This is a genomic window from Candidatus Melainabacteria bacterium (assembly GCA_003963305.1).
Classification (GTDB): domain Bacteria; phylum Cyanobacteriota; class Vampirovibrionia; order Obscuribacterales; family Obscuribacteraceae; genus PALSA-1081.
Window position 1 is genome coordinate 439,511 of sequence record RXJR01000001.1, and the last position, 16,389, is coordinate 455,899.

The following is a 16,389-nucleotide window of genomic DNA, read 5'->3' on the forward strand; positions in this document are numbered from 1 at the left end:
TTTGGCTGGTTTGGCCGCACAATACAACGGCCCTTGCTTATTGATTACTAACGCGCCTTCACGCCGGCGTTCGAAGTCGCGCGCGGTCGGGACCTTACCACATGGCAAATACAGCCTGGCACGCTTCGGAACAACCGTATCAACGCAGTCAAAGCGATCGCTGTCTCGTCGGAGACGGCGGCGACAATTGTCGCAACACGCTGCAGGACCACGTAACTGAGGTGCGCACCAATGACTTCAGTGGCAATTATCGCGGCAGCACTTATTATGGCGACTCTTCATACGCCTATCTGCCCAAATTCGATGTCTTCAGCTGGAGCGGGGGCCAAGCCGAGGCGCCTGTTTTGAGAAGTCTCAATCAACCTCCCGATGCCGCCACCTTAAAGCAGCAATACGCCGGCGACCCTGTCGGATTGATCAAAGCCACTCTCGTAGCGAACATGAATCCTAATGATACGCAGCCTTACGAAACGTCTGACTATCGATATAGCGATGGACACCCCGCAGTTGGCAAATATGGCATGGGAAGCGAAAACATTCAGGCATGGATTGATGACGTTGCCGGACAACCGATCGATAACGCACGCATCGATCAAAGTGTTCAGGCTGGTCGAATTCCTGCGGACTATGCTGCACAACTGAAGAATCCGGAGTTTCAACAAGGATTGAAAAACTTCGTCACTGCAGTCGACAACGGCAGTGATATTTATCCCGAACAAATAGATCGTTTTATGCCACCACAAGTGCAAGATCTAATGGCTGATGATCTGGCTCATAAATTCATTGTGTGGATGGATCAGCTCAAACAACAACAAGCGCAGCAAAACGATACGCCTCAATCTGGTGCGGCTGCCAGCGGACCGCTTGCCGCAACGCTTGCAAAAGACGCGATGGATGTGGCTATGAGCATGGGCGGCACCCAGAGTCAGGGTCTGTGTTACACAGGCGTAGGCCGGGCGGCCGCGGAATGTGGAATTACATTAACCGGAGTGCCAGCCTATGTAGCAGCCGATCAACTTGCAGCCATGCCCGACAAGTTTCAGGAAATTGATTCGCACTCGCAGCTCCAGCCAGGCGACATAGTCGTTCACAACAAAGGCAACTCAGAATATGGACACATTGCAATTGTCGAACCGAACGGACAAGAAGCCAGTGATTTTGTCACCACCTTGATTCCGGTCGATGCCGCTCCGTGGGGGGGCTCCCGGGTTTTCCGCCCAATCGCATAACCGATCGTTTGCGCCTTTTCTCCGACCAGGATTTACCCTACTTGCCGGTTCGAATAAGACTTGCCGAAATATTGCTGGTGGCAATCCCTAGTGAACTATATCCGTGTTCGCAACTGTGCCTGTAACAACACCCAAGGCAGCCAGCTTTCGCTTGATTTCCGGCATTGCAGCGCGAGCTGCGACAACACCAGCCTCGATACCACGCTTCCCGTCGCCCTTTTTAAAAGACACCAGATTTATTCCGGTCGTATCGGGATGTATATACAAATCTGCGCTTTTAGAATTCGGTTTATCAAACGTAGCCAACTGAATGCGAAGCGCCTGTCGTCCCATTGAACCAAGAGCACGGAAGTTTTTGAGAGGAACTTCTGGTAGAGGCTCATCGATGTCCACAGCGATAACAAAGTCAGCCCCCATCGCGCGCACATGATTGACAGGAACGTTGTTAATCACTCCGCCATCGCAAAAAAGTTTGTCGCCAATCTGCACGGGCTTCTTCAGCTCTGGTACAGCGGTGCTGGCTTGCATAGCCAAACCTAGATCACCCTGGGTAAGCCGACAACTCTCGCCCGTGACAACGTTGGTAACAACTGCAGCGTAAGGAATACTAAGTTGCTCGATTTTCTTGGAGCCGGCCACTTCATTGGCATATCTCCTGAATTTCCATCCATAGTACAAGCCGTCATACGGACGATAACCAAACATTCTGAGAGTCAGGGCGGTTGGCTCTAAAGCAAGTCGCAAAATCGGCATCGGCACAAATTCTTTAGTGAATGTCCCTTTTTCGAACACCTCACCTATTTGATCTAACGGCACTCCGGCAGCATAGAAACCGCCTACAACAGAACCGATGCTAGTTCCAGCAATCATATCGATCGGAATGTTCTGTTCCTTCAAAACCTTCAAAACACCTACGTGGGCAGCACCGCGCGAGCCACCGCCGCCTAGAGCCAAACCGATACGCGGCCGACGATGAGCAGGTGATGATACCGTCGATGATGTGCTTCCCGAAGCATCTCCTGAACTTGAAACGCTTGTCTTAGCGTTATCGCCAATTTCTTGAGCGGTCACTGGTTTGGTGGCAAAACTGCTCACCGTCGCGAGTGAAATAACAAGGCCAATTAGATTTTTCATGCTGTATCCACCCTCATCCATATAAGCAAAGGTTACCCGAAAAATGCGTAAAACAAAATTGGCTTTAACTCATAAAAATTTCCCGTTTACTGATCATCGTGCTTACAGAAAGTGCGCAGGCAATGAAGTAAGCTGCTCTGAATCAAAAGCAAAAGTCCGCTTCAATTAGTCACCATGTTTTTCAGAATCCATAGCCTCATCGGCACCTCTGCAGCTCTTTATATCCTGCTGGTAACCGTAAGCGGTATCATCCTGCTGTTTGACGATGAAATAGGAGAATTGACTTGTGCAACTCCAAAACTTGCACCGCAAGAACTAACGGCTTCGATCGACGACATCGTCCATGATGTCGAACAAAACTTTCCTGGTAACAGCGTTACAGGAATATCCTTTCTCCCTGACAAGACCCAACCAATCGATGTTTTCGCAACCAAGGACGGAAACAATTGGATTCATTGCCTCGCAGATCCGTACACGGGTAAAAGCCTGGGTCTAAAAAAAGAAAACGCCTGGATAGAGATTGTGCGTGACCTTCATTTCAATTTGATGCTTGGAAGCAATGGCAGAAAAATCAACGCAGCAGGAGCTGCATGCATACTGATGCTGGTTGCGACCGGCATCGCGGTGATACTTCCAAACTGGAACAACGTTTGGAGGCAACCAGGGAAAAAACAATCAGCAAATCCCGCGTCTCGAAAGTGGACTTCTCATAGCCTGCTTGGGACTTTTGTTTTTCCCTTTTTAATTATGCAAAGCATCAGCGGTATTTATTTTTGCTTTCCGACTTTCTTACAAAAAAGTCTAAATGCAATTGCCCCCGTTTCGAGCCAGAAGCCAACTAGCAAGACCGTCTCAATAGCGGCGAACAAGACAACTGTTAAGACCACGCCGCAAGTAGCACTGAACCAAAAATCAAACACTCGAATCGATCAATTGATAGCAAAAGCCAAATCGCATATAAAAACCGATTCGGCGATAGAGCGGATCGCGCTTCCGAACAAGTTCGACAACACCGTTCAAATCTGGCTTGTCAACGACGACTCCAAGGGCGAAGTTGTTGGCAAAACAAAGATATGTATGTCACCGACGACAGGCGAAGTGATTTCTCTTTATCCAGCCGAAAGTCCTGCACCGGGAGACAAAATCATTCAGTGGTTGATTAGTTTCCACAGCGGAACATTATTCGGCGAAACATCTAAATGGTCATGGTTGCTACTTGGAGCCACCTTGCCAATTCTTGCAATAACTGGAAATAGGATGGTAATGAATCGAAGGAAAATACAATCCCCGAAGACGGAAATCGCAGACAAGAGAATTTAGTGACACGAGATGATCTGCCAAAGGTGGTTGTCAGGAAGACATCCTTTAGTGCTGAGTTGTTGTTAGTTAAGGATGGGAAATATGACTAGATTTTCAAGAGCAGTTTCACTTAGTTTGTCAGTTTTATCGGCATTCTCCATGTCACTTCCTGGTGCATTCTCGAATGCCCCTCCCCATTACTTCGTCCTGCCTGGCACTTGTGAACTCGCAGCTGGCAACAATTCCTCTGTGTCACTGGTGACCGTTAATGGAAAACCCGGTCTTAAGTGCTCAAGCAACTCTCCAGATTCTGCGTTTGCAAGCACTGCAGAATTTATTTACAGATCAACCGATCAGTTCGGTAATCCAACAGGTTTTGCCATCCCTCAAGGGGTTGCCTCATTTGATTTGATCAACAATACCCCAAACGTCCAAGACGTAATTCAAGTCATTGGATACTATGACAATGGAGCTGTTTTTTTGCTTGATACCGGCATCGAAAGTGCGTCATCTGGTCGGTACACAGTAAACACGGTGCAAAATCTTGGCAGCCTGAGAGCGATTGGCGTGCGTTACACTGCCGAATCCAACGGAAGCGTTATTGTCAGCAACTTCCAAATTAACGGCAGACCAATAGGTATCACCGGTATCAACCATAATATTGGTTGTTTGCAATTGCCAATAACTCCTTCGCGCGCAGCTGGCTGGACCAAGTAACTGTTCCGCCTTTCGAAACAAATAGCAAACACGAGTGGAAGCGCGTCCGGTTGGACGCGCTTCCATTCTGATTTACTAGTCAGATAAAATCGTACAGCTACTACAGTTAGCTCATCTACAGCAAGGTTTTTCAAAGGCGATCAAAATATGCTTTTCATGGTCATTGAACGTTTCAAGAATCAAGACGCGCGAGCGATTCACAAGCGCTTTGTTGAACGGGGGCGCATGATGCCGGAAGGGCTCACTTATGTCGATAGTTGGGTAGAAGCGAATTACGATCGTTGCTTTCAACTTATGAACTGCGACGATCCGAAACTTCTTCAACAATGGGTACTGCAATGGCAGGACCTTGTAGAATTCGAATTCATTCCCGTGGTGCCCTCAAAAGGAGCCTGGGAAAATTTTTAGCGACATTAAGAATGGAAATTAGTGACAGCATCCATCAGGAGTTTATATAGTCAGCGAATTCCTGACTATAAGCGGTCAATGCCCGTTTCTATCAAAAAGCTAATTCTCATCAGTCTTAGCGGTACCGTTGTGTAGTGTCATGTTATAGAAAAAAATTTGGCCTATTAGTGCATGCCCTTCTGTCTCTATAATCTGGTAAGTCGTCTCTTACCGGTTTAAACATTGCATATCCATAGATTTCTCCACAAAATCACACAGACCGGTTCAACAGGTGCACTTGCATTTGTTCCATTGCTAGCATTCACATCGGCCTTAACAATGCTGGCGGCAGTCCGAGCGCATACGCCGGCAGAACCAGCGAAATCATTGCCAACGAGCAAACAGGGCTATCATAGGCGTTTCGACGATGCACAGAAATGGGTGAAAATATTCGACGATCCTGCTCGCGATAGATGGCAGAAGCCGGAGGCTGTGATCCCAGCCCTGAACATTCATAACAACGACCGAGTAGCAGACATCGGTGCGGGCACCGGCTACTTCTCACTGCGCATTGCCAGGGCATTTCCGAGTGTCACAGTGTATGCAGCCGATGTCGAACCTGACATGATCGATTACATGAAAAAGCAGACGAAAAAGGAACTGCTGCCCAACCACAAACCGTTAAAGGTGAAACCCAATGAAATTCACTTCCCACGGAAAGTGAACTTGATCCTTGTAGTGGACACTTATCACCATATCGACGACAGAGTCAAATACTTTAGTGCACTGAAAAAGCAACTCCGCCGTAATGGAAAAATTGCGATCATCGACTTTACCGCGGAATCTCCGGAAGGACCTCCGCTCGAACACCGCATCTCCAAAGAGAAGCTGGTGGCTGAAATGAACACGGCCGGCTTTGCAGTTTCTGAGGATATCTCGCTACTGCCGAACCAGTATTTCCTCATCTTCCAAACAAAGCCATAACTTGGCTCTATTCGCTGGCTTTGTTATCACGCTGCGATTCTTGCTGGAGCAGTTTGATATCGGCTGCTGACAGCTCTGGGCGATCGAGCTTGAGTGTCAGCTTATCGAGCTTGCCGGTGAAAGCAAACGGCACCTTGTAGTCCTCATCACACACCGGAGTGCCCGTATCGGAGCCGATATCGAAGCTTTCGTCCCACTGCAAAATCAACGGAAGAGTGCCTTCCATCTTCTGCGTGCTCACCTCTTTGCCGTCTACCTTGAGCGTCCCAGTGCCACTGCGTCCGATACCACTCATGTTATTGAAGGCAATCGTGCCGGCACCGAGCCCATCGTACTTGAAGTCAAATTCCAACTCGTGCTTACCGGGGCTGAGCGCTGCAGGACCTTCCCAGCGAACGCGTTTCAGATCAGCCAGATTCCACAGGAACACGGGCTTGCCTTTAAGGAGATAGAATCCGTAGCCGGCAAAGCGTCCACCTGAAGTGAGCAGCATGCCCTCGGCTCCCCCTTCCGGAATGTCTACGTTCGCCTTGACCGTGTAGGATGTGTTCAGCAAGACTGGCGAATCACCCTGCGGAATGCCGGTCTGAGGCTTTGTGTAGACAAACTCGCTGCGTCCCGCAGTGATATTCGGGCGGGCGGCGACAAGACGCGTGGCGCAGGTGGCATCGAGTGGAAGCACCTGGTATTTCTTAGCCTCGCTGAGGAACAAAGCCTTCAACTCTTCCAATTTTGCCTTGTTCGTGGCGGCCAGGTCATTAGATTGAGTCCAGTCCTTTGTCAGGTCATAGAGTTCCCAGGTTACATTGTTCACTGGGTCCTGGTTGACAGGTCCCGCAGTGACCCACGGCGCACGCACCACTTTAGTACTGGCGATCCAGCCGTCGTGATAAATAGCATGATCGCCCATCATCTCAAAGTATTGAGTCTTATGTCGCGATGACGCACCTCCATTGGCCTTATCGAATGTATAAGCGAAACTGACACCTTCAATTGGCTTTTGCTTAATGCCATCGACTGTGTCTGGTGCCTGAATACCACAGGCTTCGAGAATCGTTGGCACCACATCGATTACATGGTGAAACTGATCGCGAATCGCACCCACATCATTGATATGTCCGGGCCAGGAGACGCACATGCCTTGAGCGGTGCCGCCGTAGTGCGAGGCGATCTGCTTGGTCCATGAATATGGAGTACTGAAAGCCCAGGTCCAGCCCACTGCCATGTGATTATAAGTGCGGTCAGTACCCCAGACATCGTAGAAATGCTTGAGTTGCTCCTCAACTGGAACCATCATTCCGTTGAACATCGCCACTTCGTTTGGCGTTCCTACAAGGCTACCCTCGGCACTGCCACCATTGTCTCCACTGACATAGATGATGAGAGTGTTATCTAGTTTGCCCATATCTTTGACAGACTGGATGACGCGTCCAATTTCATGATCTGTGTAAGCCAAGTAAGCCGCGTAGACGTCTGCCTGACGAATAAACATCTTCTTTTCGTCAGCAGTCAGTTCGTCCCAGTTCTTCAGAAGGTCATGCGGCCATGGCGTAAGCTTTGCGTCTTGCGGAATCACACCCAATTTTTTCTGGTTTGCGAAGATCTGCTCTCGCAGTGCATTCCATCCCTTATCAAACAGATGCAAATCACTGATCTTGCGATCCCACTCCGGTGTGGGATGATGCGGTGCATGTGTTCCACCAGGAACGTAGTAGCAGAAGAACGGCTTGCTGGGGTCGATCTGATTGAGCTGGTTGAGCCACTGGATCGCTTCGTCGGCTTGCGCCGTCGTAAGATTCCAGCCCTTTTGCCCCTCGTAAGGCGTTATAGCCGTAGTATTGCGAAACAGGTTTGGCTGCCATTGACTGGTATCGCCACCCAGGAACCCGTAGAAGTATTCAAACCCCATGCCAGTCGGCCACAAATCGAACGGACCAATCTGACTGGCCTGGAATGTCGGTGTGTTATGCGCCTTGCCGAACCAGGAAGTCGAGAAGCCGTTATCTCTGAGAATCCGTCCAATAGACGCCTTATCCTTTGAAATAATGCTGTTGTAACCGGGGAAACCAGTTGACTGCTCCGAAACTACGCCAAAGCCGGCAGAGTGATGATTACGACCGGTAATAAACGCAGCCCTGGTCGGAGAGCAGAGCGCCGTTGAATGAAAGTTCGTGTAACGCAGACCAGTTCTTCCGATCATGTCTAGTGTCGGGGTCGGAATTACACCACCGAAAGTACTCGGGGCGCCGAAGCCAACGTCGTCAGTGAGAATAAGCAAAACGTTCGGGGCACTTTTAGGTGGTACTATGCGCGGTGCCCACCAGGCTTTAGATTGCGCGGCAGTATCTTTGATGACGCCGCCAAAGGCAGGCTCCGGAGCCGGCAGTTGCTTGCCATCGATGGTAGTTGTTGCACTGGGCGAACCAACCACTCCCGTCGTCTGTTGAGCAGATGCGAATGGAGCGCTGAGCAGAAAGCAAACAATCAAAAAGAACAGCGCTCGAAATTGAACCTGCGACATTGCTGTGTGGTCTCCGTTGAGTAAAGAGCGTCGATTATACTCCAACAGCCCTGCTGACAACAGGGTTCGGCTCATCATGAAGATCCAGGTTCTTATGACTGACGGAGTTCAATCCGAGGCGATTCAGTTTGCAACTTCTTGCCCTTCCTGCCCAAACTGACATTGTCGCGAAACAGGAGCCCTTACTTGCAATCAGTCAGAATCGAACAATTGCGGAGATCTGTGTGCAAATTGCTGTACAAGTTCCAGCCCAAAAATAACTGTCCACCGCGGGGAGCGTTAATCTCCCAGAAGCTTTCAACATTTCCGACTGACAAATGCCCTTCTCCCGCAAGAGTCACTGATAGACGGTCTAGTCGTCGAGCGCTTGCATCACTGATGCCGAAAGATGTTGGACCAAGCTGAACTTTCTGCCAGCCCAGTATCTCGTTGAATCGCTTAAGGCTGTTGAGAGGAATCGATTTTGAGTTGCCGTCGCTAAAACATACGTTGATATTGGAATTCTTGAGCGCATTTGCATCGCTCTTGAAATAAATGGAAGCGACACTGAACTGTACTTGAGCTTTTTGATCGGCAGTCAAACTATCGTACTGCGGAAAAAACGACACACCAGACTGCCCTGTTCCCAAGTTAGTCAATGAAGCGGCTCTATCATTCCCGCCCAGACCTAGCGAATCGGCATCTTCAAGCGGAGTTATCTGAACATAGGCTGCAGTTGCTCCATCACAAGCTCCGAGGTGAACATCGCCTTCACCAAAGACTTCGCGGCGAGCAGTAGAAGGCGCAGCAAACATCAAAAGTAAAAATAGCGACGCAGCAGTCGAAGCAAGAATTTTAACTTGTTTATCCATCCAGAACCTCGTTGCTTCTTCGCCAGTTGAAAACTCGATGTGACTAAGTTTACACGATGAATTGACTGTGGCCGATCACCCACTGAATTATGCTCCGCTGGTTAACACCTCACACGACAGGTGGTAAATCAGTGGCACCAGATCCAGAAATATTCACTTTCACAATAGCGAAACAACTTTGACGAAAACGGAAAAGCAGCGTTAAATAGAGCCTTATCGCATACAGACAAGGACATCTAAATTGAGCCAGCACACTGCAACATCCGACTTCGATCCAAATGCCATGGCGACACTAGACGGCATTTTTGGTCTTCCCTTCAGCACGATAACAGCGGCTCAGGTAATTCTGCCGGTCGCCTGGGAAGCGACAGTATCATATCGCACCGGCACCGCATCAGCTCCGGAAGCAGTTCTACAAGCATCGAAGCAGGTGGACTTATACGATCCGTTTGTTGAGGATGCCTGGAAAGTCGGGATTGCAATGCATGAAGACATGGAAACACTGAGCAAACTCAATGCCGAGACTCGCTCGAAAGCAGAGCGATATCTTCAAGCACTTGCGGAGAATGGCACTGAAGACGATGTCCTTCTCAAAGAAATAAATTCAGACTGCGAAAAGATGAACGACTGGGTACGAAAAAATGCACGTCAATATCTCGATAGTGGAAAACTCGTCTGCGTTCTGGGAGGCGACCACAGCGCACCACTCGGACTGATTGAGGAACTGGGGAGGAATCAAACTTTCGGCATACTACATATTGATGCACATGCCGATTTGCGAGATGCCTATGAGGGCTTCCGTTATTCGCACGCATCGATTATGTTCAATGTGATGCAAATCAAAAATGTAAGCAAGCTGGTGCAAGTTGGCATTCGAGACTACTGTGACGATGAGGTTTCTCTGGTAAAAAATTCAGCTGGACGCATCGTTATGCACACTGATCGAGCACTGAAAAGCCGAGCCTTTCGCGGCGAATCCTGGCACGCAATTTGTCAATCAATAATCAATGACTTACCGCAAAACGTCTATCTCAGTTTCGACATCGATGGACTCGACCCGAAACTTTGTCCAAATACAGGTACACCAGTACCTGGAGGGCTGGAGTTCGAACAGAGTCTTTTCCTTGTTCACGAAGTGCTTCGCTCAGGAAGAAAACTGATCGGATTCGACATTTGTGAAGTCGCACCGGGCAACGATGAATGGGACGCCAGTGTTGGAGCGCGTCTGCTGTACAACTTCGCCAATCTGGTCGCTGCCTCGAACGGGCTCGCAAAATTTAGCGAAGCTTTTCAAACAGACATAAACTAGCAATTGTTGAGCCAATCCTGGCAAACAGAACTAAGGCTCAACTCGTGAGCTGTCAATTCCCAACTCTTAATCGGATAAGTCAAAAATTTGTGAATGAGTCCGTCAATCATTCCGAAGGATGAACCGCAAACCATTCACTGTCGCTATTATAGATTTAAGGACATTTATATCCACAATTAGCGAGGTGACAGTCATGGCTGATGGAAAAACAATTTGCACAGTATGCAACTACATATTTGACGAAAAGATCGGTGCACCAGGCACTCGAGCGGGACAAAAGTTTGAAGAACTGCCAGAACAATGGCGCTGCCCCGACTGCGGAGCCGATCAGGCAATGTTTCAACCCTGCTCTTGCGTAAGCGTCTCGGACAATGAGCACTCAGACTCAGTCTATTCCGATCGGACGAACAGGGCATTCCTTATCAACCAGACACTCGGTTCGATCGTAACCGAACTCCCAGAATTCGCCTGCATCTTCGAGCAATATGGTCTCGACTATTGCTGCGGCGGAAAAAAATTGCTTGAGCAAGCGTGCAATGAGAAGGGCATAAGCGTGAATCAGTTGCTTGCTAAATTGAATGAGTATCAAATAGAAGCAGAGCAAAGCAAACAATTAGAACTAGAGCCAGATTGGACCAAAACCACTCTGCGTGCATTAATCGAGCACCTCATCACTCGCTACCATGAACGCTTGCGCATCGAACTGCCTCGCCTCTCGGAACTAACAAAAAAAGTTGCCCGAGTCCACGGCGTGAATCATCCGGAAATGGTTGAGGTCTCAAGGATCTTTCACTTATTCAGAGAACAGCTTGAACAGCACATGCAAAAGGAAGAATTGATATTGTTTCCTGCAATCACAAGCATTGAATCTGGCAGAACTACTTACTTCGGATGTGGTGGCTCTGTTGACCATCCGATAGAGATGATGACAAAGGAGCACGACGATGCAGGAGAAGCGCTGTCAATGATGAGCAAACTGACGAACGATTACACTCCACCAGAAGACGCATGCAACACGTTCAAAATCCTACTGCATTCACTTGCCGCACTCGAATTGGAAATGCACCAACACGTGCACAAAGAAAACAATATTCTGTTTCCACGTGCACTGAAATTAGCTGGAGCAGCTGTCTGCAGATAGCGCTGTAGCGGTCCGAGATCTATGGTGACCTCCTGGATCGTACGGGTAAAGGCAAAAGGTACTTTTCCTCCGGCAGACGAGATAAACTTAAATGGATCTCTCTAAGGAATGACTACCTCTTGGATGCAAGCAATCAAACTGAAAGTCTGCCGGGCAAGCGAATCGATAGCAAAATAATGCAACAGCACGACGAGCTGACGAACGCGTCCGTGCGACCGGCAATGCAAGTGCCAATGCGAGTGCCCAGCGCCTGGTATTCGGTCGCTGCAAGCACAGAAGTTCGAGCAGCGCCTTTTCCCGTACAATTATTCGGCACAGATTTCGTTTTATGGCGAAATTCATCCGGACAGGTTGTAATGCAGACAGACACTTGCCCGCATCGCTCTGCAAAACTGAGCTTAGGCGAAGTGCGCGAAAACTGCATAAGCTGTCCGTTTCACGGATTCAGATTTGATACTACCGGAAGTTGCACATTTGTTCCAGAAACGGCCAAAGCGTCCCCGAATCTATGCGTAGACACCTGGCAAGTACTCGAACAAAACGGCTTCATTTGGATTAAGCATGGAAACTCTCAGTCGCAATCACCACCATGGTTTGCAGAACTCGACTCTGGTCTCGCCATGCACGAGTCAGTGCATGAATGGCCGACACATATAACAAGATGCGTGGAAAATCAACTCGACTATGCACACTTGCCTTTTGTTCACAGAACGACAATTGGAAAAAACGTCGATGTAAAAGGCACCAGGAGAATCGATTGCGTAGACGATCGAATATCGATGTATGTGAGCGATGCAAATGCACCCACCGCAGCAATTCAATTCATTTTTCCGAACTTATGGCTGCTTACTATCGCACCTGGCAAATTCTATCAATTCATAAGCTTTGTGCCTGTTTCAAATACGAAAACGCGTCTGTACCTGCGCGCTTACCAGCGGTTTATGACAGCACCATTTATAGTGCCACTGCTAACACCGCTTTTCAACAAATCGAACAGCGTAATACTCGATCAAGATCGTCGCGTTGTTCTTTCGCAAAGACCAACAGTATCTACAGAAGCAACCAACGAGAAACTGTTTCCCAGCGATCGAGCAATTGATTACTTCCGCAAACTCTGGCGAGCTAGCGCGCACCCATCGTCGCAAGAAATTGATCAGGAAACCTAACTGCCCTGTGCGAAGTGTTGTTGCACCTTAGCGAAACGCTCAGAAAGTGACCCACAAACAAGATCGCACAGTTGAAAAATCGTCATATCGGCGACTGAGTAGTAGACAAACAAACCCTGCTTGCGCCTATTAAGAATGCCCTGATCCGCGAGCAATGAAAGATGTTTGCTGATATTCGCTTGACTCATCCCGGTAAGATCGCAGAGTTCTTGCACCGAGTGTTCTTTATCCATTAAGTATTGAAGCAACTCAAGCCGAGTAGCGTCTCCCATCGCCCGAAAGCGTGCAGCGACGATCTCGAGCGCATCTTTGGAAAGCGGCTGTTTTTTTCCGGCAGACGACTTAGCAACTTTCTTCGAAACCATTGCATCCTCCATTTCTTACCATTCACTGTAGCAATACAACGTTAATTCGTCAATTGACTATTCAACCAATTAACGATATATTGAAATTGGGAAAGTTGAATAAGGAGAATCTTCAAATGCCTAGCATCGGCACGATCAGTCGGCTCAACCCGAACGAAGTACAAACATTGTTAGCTAGCGGCGGCGGCATTCAATTGATAGACGTGCGCACACCGATGGAATTCGACAGCGAGCACATTCAAGAGTCCAAGAACATTCCACTTGACGACCTCGCCAATCGCGGCGGCGAACTGAAAAAAGAGTGTCAAAAAATTCTGATTTGTCGCACAGGCAATCGCGCTGGTCGCGCCGCCGACTTGCTTGCCACATACGGAATGGACGTCGGCGTTCTGACCGGCGGCATTAACGACTGGAAAAAAGCAGGACTCAGCCTTAAGCAAGGGAAAAAGCGATTGCCGCTGGAAAGACAGGTACAACTGACAATAGGTGCCATCTTGTTGTCTAGCGTCGCAGCAGGCTGGACTATCAACAAAAACTGGTTCATCGTGCCAGGGTTCATTGGAGCTGGTCTGACATTCGCCGGACTGACAGGCAACTGCGGTCTCGCTATTCTTCTTGCAAAAGCTCCATGGAACAAGCTGACCCCCTCGCCCACATCCGCGTCCCCAGCGGCGTCCAAACCTAATTGTTGCTCAGGCGGCTAGAGGTTGATCAATCATGCTGTTTTTGAGCATAGCACTGGGTCTTCTTACAGGTGGGCTGCTCGGTCTTCTTGGCGGAGGAGGGAGCATAATCGCAGTACCGATCATGGTCTACATTCTGGGACTCGAGGCAAAAGCCGCTATCGGCACCAGCCTTGTGATTGTGGGAGTGGCCAGCTTCCTAGCTGCAATCAGCCACTATCGCAGAGATTCAGTGCTGATTCGAACCGCGCTTCTGTTCGGAGGCGCCGGAGCCATTGGCAGCTACCTGGGGGCGATTGCTGGAAAGAATCTGTCGGACAGCACTCAACTGATTTTGTTCGCTTTAGCCATGGCTCTGATTGGTGCGCTAATGCTCATGCAACGGCAAAAACTGCCTGCAGAAAGTGCTTCTATTGAAGGAAACAAGATCGCCAAAATATTGCTCGCAGGTTGTGGCGCCGGCGCCCTGACCGGACTGCTAGGCGTCGGTGGCGGATTCATCATCGTGCCGGCGCTGACGTTCGTGGTCGGTCTCAGCATCAGAGAAGCAGTCGGCACCTCGTTGCTCGTTATTAGCATGAACAGCCTCGTTGGCGCTGCAACATATGCCAGTTTCGTGCGCTGCGGAAATACAGTTCTTCCATTTGTAGCGGGAACTATAGCCGCCGCTCCCATAGCCGGGCACTTCGCGCATCACGTGCGGCAAAATCAGCTAAAAACGGGCTTTGCCATCACTTTACTGGCTCTATCTGGCTTCATGCTGGCCAAACAATTTCTAGGATTTTGACGAGGGAAAAGACATGTATTTCAAACAATTTTATCTAGGCTGCCTGGCTCATGGATCGTATCTATTAGGGTCAAACGGAGAAGCGGCGGTTATCGATCCACAAAGAGACGTCGATCAGTACATTGAAGAAGCGGAGAAAAACAATCTCAAGATCAAGTACATCATTGAGACACATCTGCATGCCGACTTTGTCAGTGGACACTTTGAGCTTGCCAAAAGAACGGGAGCAGAAATTGTTTTCGGCTCTCGAGCAGGAGCCTCCTTCAAACATATAGCCGCCAAAGACGCAGACGTGCTCAAAATTGGCAACGTAGAACTTGAGATACTAGAAACTCCCGGGCACACCCCTGAAAGCATCTGTATTCTGGCAAAAGAAAGTACGGGTACGGGTGCGGCGGCAAAATTATTCACCGGTGACACCTTGTTTATCGGCGACGTGGGACGACCAGATCTGGTGGCAGTCAAAGGTTACTCAGAAAATGAAATGGCTTCTCTACTGTACGACAGCCTCTACAACAAACTGGCAAAACTCGACGATGCAACAGAAATCTATCCCGCCCATGGCGCCGGTTCTCTGTGCGGTAAACAACTTTCTGATGAACGAACATCAACAATAGGCAAACAAAAGCAGTTTAACTATGCCTTCAAGCCCGGCATTAAAAAGGAACAATTCATAGAGTTGGTGACTACCGACCTTCCAGAGGTTCCGGCATATTTCCCGAAAGACGCCGAACTGAATAAGCGCGGAGCGAATGCGCTCAATGAGCTGGTCAAACCCAAAGCGATGCAAGCCACTGAGGTCAACAAGGAGATGCAGCGCGGTGCAATTTTGCTTGACGTCAGAAGCGGACAAGAATTTGCCAGCGGTCACGTCAAAGGCTCGCTTAACATTGCACTGAGTGGTCAGTTCGCCTCATGGGCCGGAACTATGATCGACATCAATGCGCCAATTGTTCTTTTAGCGAACGACATAATTTCCGTCCAAGAAGCAATCCTCAGGTTGGCTCGCATAGGCATCGAACACGTAATTGGTTATCTGGAGAAAGGAATGATCAGTTGGAGTGATGGGGGCTTCGAAATCACACAAACACCGGTAATTACGGTCGAGGAACTGCACGAGGAGCTGAAGGAAAACCAGGATATCTACATACTCGACGTACGGCGCAAAGGAGAGTTCGAAGAAGGACACATACCGGGTGCCAGAAATATACCGCTAGCTGAATTGCCCAGACACAGTGAGGAAATTCCCGAGAACAAACAGTTTGCAATTGTTTGCGCCAGCGGATATCGCTCATCAATTGCCAAAAGTATTCTTGAAAGAGCCGGCGTTACAAATTTGATGAATGTGCTGGGAGGAATGAAAGCGTGGAATAATAGTGGTTTCGATATATCTCGAGGCGAACCGAGCATAAAAGAGCCCAGCCACTCAATCTAAACCGGGTGACTAGAATGAGAAAAGCAGAACGACTTGTCATCGTTGGCGGTGGCACCGTCGGCATTTCGGTCGCAGCCAGACTGCGAAAATCGCTTTTCGGTGCCGAAACGGCTACACATCATGCCCTCTAGTCACAGGCTATAAAAGTATAATCCTGGCCTAATTCGACTATGCGTTGCAACCACAAGAAACATTTCCATTCGACCAGAGCCAGGAGCGATACTCTATGTATCTGTTGAAAAATTATGTTTTACCAGTTTTCTACTGGGATGGAATGTTGAAAGGACGATTGTGACAACGCATTCGCCGCATGTTTGTTCTGACGTCGTTGTACATCCCCCTCCGCCGCATGCTTTTTCTGACATCGTCGCACATACCCCT

The 16,389-nt window shown here is 49.0% G+C and carries 15 protein-coding genes and 1 pseudogene; 12 read left to right on the forward strand and 4 right to left on the reverse strand.

Annotated elements, in window-relative coordinates:
• Window positions 1-101 precede the first annotated feature (101 nt).
• The gene (locus EKK48_01875) at window positions 102-1,229 is read left to right on the forward strand and encodes a hypothetical protein (GenBank protein RTL46110.1); all 1,128 of its coding nucleotides are present in this window, start codon (window positions 102-104) and stop codon (window positions 1,227-1,229) included.
• Between the two features lie 87 nt (window positions 1,230-1,316).
• On the opposite strand, the gene EKK48_01880 is transcribed toward EKK48_01875, so the two are convergent.
• Entirely contained in the window at window positions 1,317-2,384 is a 1,068-nt protein-coding gene (locus EKK48_01880) for a hypothetical protein (GenBank protein RTL46111.1), read from the reverse strand.
• Between the two features lie 153 nt (window positions 2,385-2,537).
• Here EKK48_01880 and EKK48_01885 point away from each other — a divergent pair, with 153 nt between their 5' ends.
• From EKK48_01885 to EKK48_01900, 4 genes are all read left to right on the forward strand, one after another.
• Window positions 2,538-3,683, forward strand: coding sequence for a hypothetical protein (locus EKK48_01885; GenBank protein ID RTL46112.1), 1,146 nt, complete (start codon window positions 2,538-2,540; stop codon window positions 3,681-3,683).
• A gap of 81 nt (window positions 3,684-3,764) precedes the next feature.
• Window positions 3,765-4,379 carry a hypothetical protein gene (locus EKK48_01890; GenBank protein RTL46113.1) on the forward strand — a complete coding sequence of 205 codons (615 nt, stop codon included), beginning with the start codon at window positions 3,765-3,767 and terminating at the stop codon, window positions 4,377-4,379.
• A 147-nt stretch (window positions 4,380-4,526) separates the two neighbouring features.
• A complete protein-coding gene (locus EKK48_01895; GenBank protein RTL46114.1) occupies window positions 4,527-4,787 on the forward strand; it encodes a DUF3303 domain-containing protein in 261 nt (86 codons plus the stop codon).
• A gap of 318 nt (window positions 4,788-5,105) precedes the next feature.
• Complete coding sequence (locus tag EKK48_01900) at window positions 5,106-5,750, forward strand: methyltransferase domain-containing protein (protein RTL46115.1); 645 nt, start codon at window positions 5,106-5,108, stop codon at window positions 5,748-5,750.
• 7 nt (window positions 5,751-5,757) lie between these two features.
• Here EKK48_01900 and EKK48_01905 read toward each other — a convergent pair whose 3' ends face one another.
• Window positions 5,758-8,271 carry an arylsulfatase gene (locus EKK48_01905; protein ID RTL46116.1) on the reverse strand — a complete coding sequence of 838 codons (2,514 nt, stop codon included), beginning with the start codon at window positions 8,269-8,271 and terminating at the stop codon, window positions 5,758-5,760.
• 182 nt (window positions 8,272-8,453) lie between these two features.
• Window positions 8,454-9,122 carry a hypothetical protein gene (locus tag EKK48_01910; GenBank protein ID RTL46117.1) on the reverse strand — a complete coding sequence of 223 codons (669 nt, stop codon included), beginning with the start codon at window positions 9,120-9,122 and terminating at the stop codon, window positions 8,454-8,456.
• Between the two features lie 283 nt (window positions 9,123-9,405).
• On the opposite strand from EKK48_01910, the gene EKK48_01915 reads away from it, so the two are divergent.
• The 3 genes from EKK48_01915 (at window position 9,406) to EKK48_01925 (ending at window position 12,738) form a co-directional block, all read left to right on the forward strand.
• Window positions 9,406-10,431, forward strand: coding sequence for an agmatinase family protein (locus EKK48_01915; GenBank protein ID RTL46252.1), 1,026 nt, complete (start codon window positions 9,406-9,408; stop codon window positions 10,429-10,431).
• 118 nt (window positions 10,432-10,549) lie between these two features.
• Complete coding sequence (gene ric / locus EKK48_01920) at window positions 10,550-11,572, forward strand: iron-sulfur cluster repair di-iron protein (protein RTL46118.1); 1,023 nt, start codon at window positions 10,550-10,552, stop codon at window positions 11,570-11,572.
• 119 nt (window positions 11,573-11,691) lie between these two features.
• On the forward strand, window positions 11,692-12,738 hold the full coding sequence (locus EKK48_01925) for an aromatic ring-hydroxylating dioxygenase subunit alpha (protein RTL46119.1): 1,047 nt from the start codon (window positions 11,692-11,694) through the stop codon (window positions 12,736-12,738).
• On the opposite strand, the gene EKK48_01930 is transcribed toward EKK48_01925, so the two are convergent.
• Window positions 12,735-13,103, reverse strand: a complete 369-nt coding sequence (locus tag EKK48_01930) for an ArsR family transcriptional regulator (GenBank protein RTL46120.1) — start codon at window positions 13,101-13,103, stop codon at window positions 12,735-12,737. The two genes, EKK48_01925 and EKK48_01930, sit on opposite strands and share 4 nt — an antisense overlap.
• A 116-nt stretch (window positions 13,104-13,219) precedes the next feature.
• Here EKK48_01930 and EKK48_01935 point away from each other — a divergent pair, with 116 nt between their 5' ends.
• The 4 genes and pseudogenes from EKK48_01935 to EKK48_01950 all read left to right on the forward strand — a co-directional run bounded on the left by EKK48_01935 (window position 13,220) and on the right by EKK48_01950 (window position 16,303).
• Window positions 13,220-13,807, forward strand: a complete 588-nt coding sequence (locus EKK48_01935) for a DUF2892 domain-containing protein (protein RTL46121.1) — start codon at window positions 13,220-13,222, stop codon at window positions 13,805-13,807.
• Window positions 13,808-13,820: 13 nt separating this feature from the next.
• Window positions 13,821-14,573 (forward strand): sulfite exporter TauE/SafE family protein, encoded by a 753-nt coding sequence (locus EKK48_01940; protein RTL46122.1) that lies wholly within the window; start codon window positions 13,821-13,823, stop codon window positions 14,571-14,573.
• Between the two features lie 13 nt (window positions 14,574-14,586).
• Entirely contained in the window at window positions 14,587-16,008 is a 1,422-nt protein-coding gene (locus EKK48_01945; protein ID RTL46123.1) for an MBL fold metallo-hydrolase, read from the forward strand.
• A 106-nt stretch (window positions 16,009-16,114) separates the two neighbouring features.
• Window positions 16,115-16,303: pseudogene (locus EKK48_01950) on the forward strand (pyridine nucleotide-disulfide oxidoreductase).
• Window positions 16,304-16,389: the final 86 nt, after the last annotated feature.

What these genes read in the sequence shown, in the direction of transcription:
- EKK48_01880 (RTL46111.1), bottom strand. Translation starts at nt 2,384, where the DNA reads ATGGATGAGGGTGGATACAGCATGAAAAATCTAATTGGCCTTGTTATT.
- ric (RTL46118.1), top strand. Translation starts at nt 10,550, where the DNA reads ATGAACCGCAAACCATTCACTGTCGCTATTATAGATTTAAGGACATTT.
- EKK48_01890 (RTL46113.1), top strand. Translation starts at nt 3,765, where the DNA reads ATGACTAGATTTTCAAGAGCAGTTTCACTTAGTTTGTCAGTTTTATCG.
- EKK48_01900 (RTL46115.1), top strand. Translation starts at nt 5,106, where the DNA reads ATGCTGGCGGCAGTCCGAGCGCATACGCCGGCAGAACCAGCGAAATCA.
- EKK48_01905 (RTL46116.1), bottom strand. Translation starts at nt 8,271, where the DNA reads ATGTCGCAGGTTCAATTTCGAGCGCTGTTCTTTTTGATTGTTTGCTTT.
- EKK48_01885 (RTL46112.1), top strand. Translation starts at nt 2,538, where the DNA reads ATGTTTTTCAGAATCCATAGCCTCATCGGCACCTCTGCAGCTCTTTAT.
- EKK48_01930 (RTL46120.1), bottom strand. Translation starts at nt 13,103, where the DNA reads ATGGTTTCGAAGAAAGTTGCTAAGTCGTCTGCCGGAAAAAAACAGCCG.
- EKK48_01935 (RTL46121.1), top strand. Translation starts at nt 13,220, where the DNA reads ATGCCTAGCATCGGCACGATCAGTCGGCTCAACCCGAACGAAGTACAA.
- EKK48_01940 (RTL46122.1), top strand. Translation starts at nt 13,821, where the DNA reads ATGCTGTTTTTGAGCATAGCACTGGGTCTTCTTACAGGTGGGCTGCTC.
- EKK48_01875 (RTL46110.1), top strand. Translation starts at nt 102, where the DNA reads ATGGCAAATACAGCCTGGCACGCTTCGGAACAACCGTATCAACGCAGT.
- EKK48_01915 (RTL46252.1), top strand. Translation starts at nt 9,406, where the DNA reads ATGGCGACACTAGACGGCATTTTTGGTCTTCCCTTCAGCACGATAACA.
- EKK48_01895 (RTL46114.1), top strand. Translation starts at nt 4,527, where the DNA reads ATGCTTTTCATGGTCATTGAACGTTTCAAGAATCAAGACGCGCGAGCG.
- EKK48_01910 (RTL46117.1), bottom strand. Translation starts at nt 9,122, where the DNA reads ATGGATAAACAAGTTAAAATTCTTGCTTCGACTGCTGCGTCGCTATTT.
- EKK48_01945 (RTL46123.1), top strand. Translation starts at nt 14,587, where the DNA reads ATGTATTTCAAACAATTTTATCTAGGCTGCCTGGCTCATGGATCGTAT.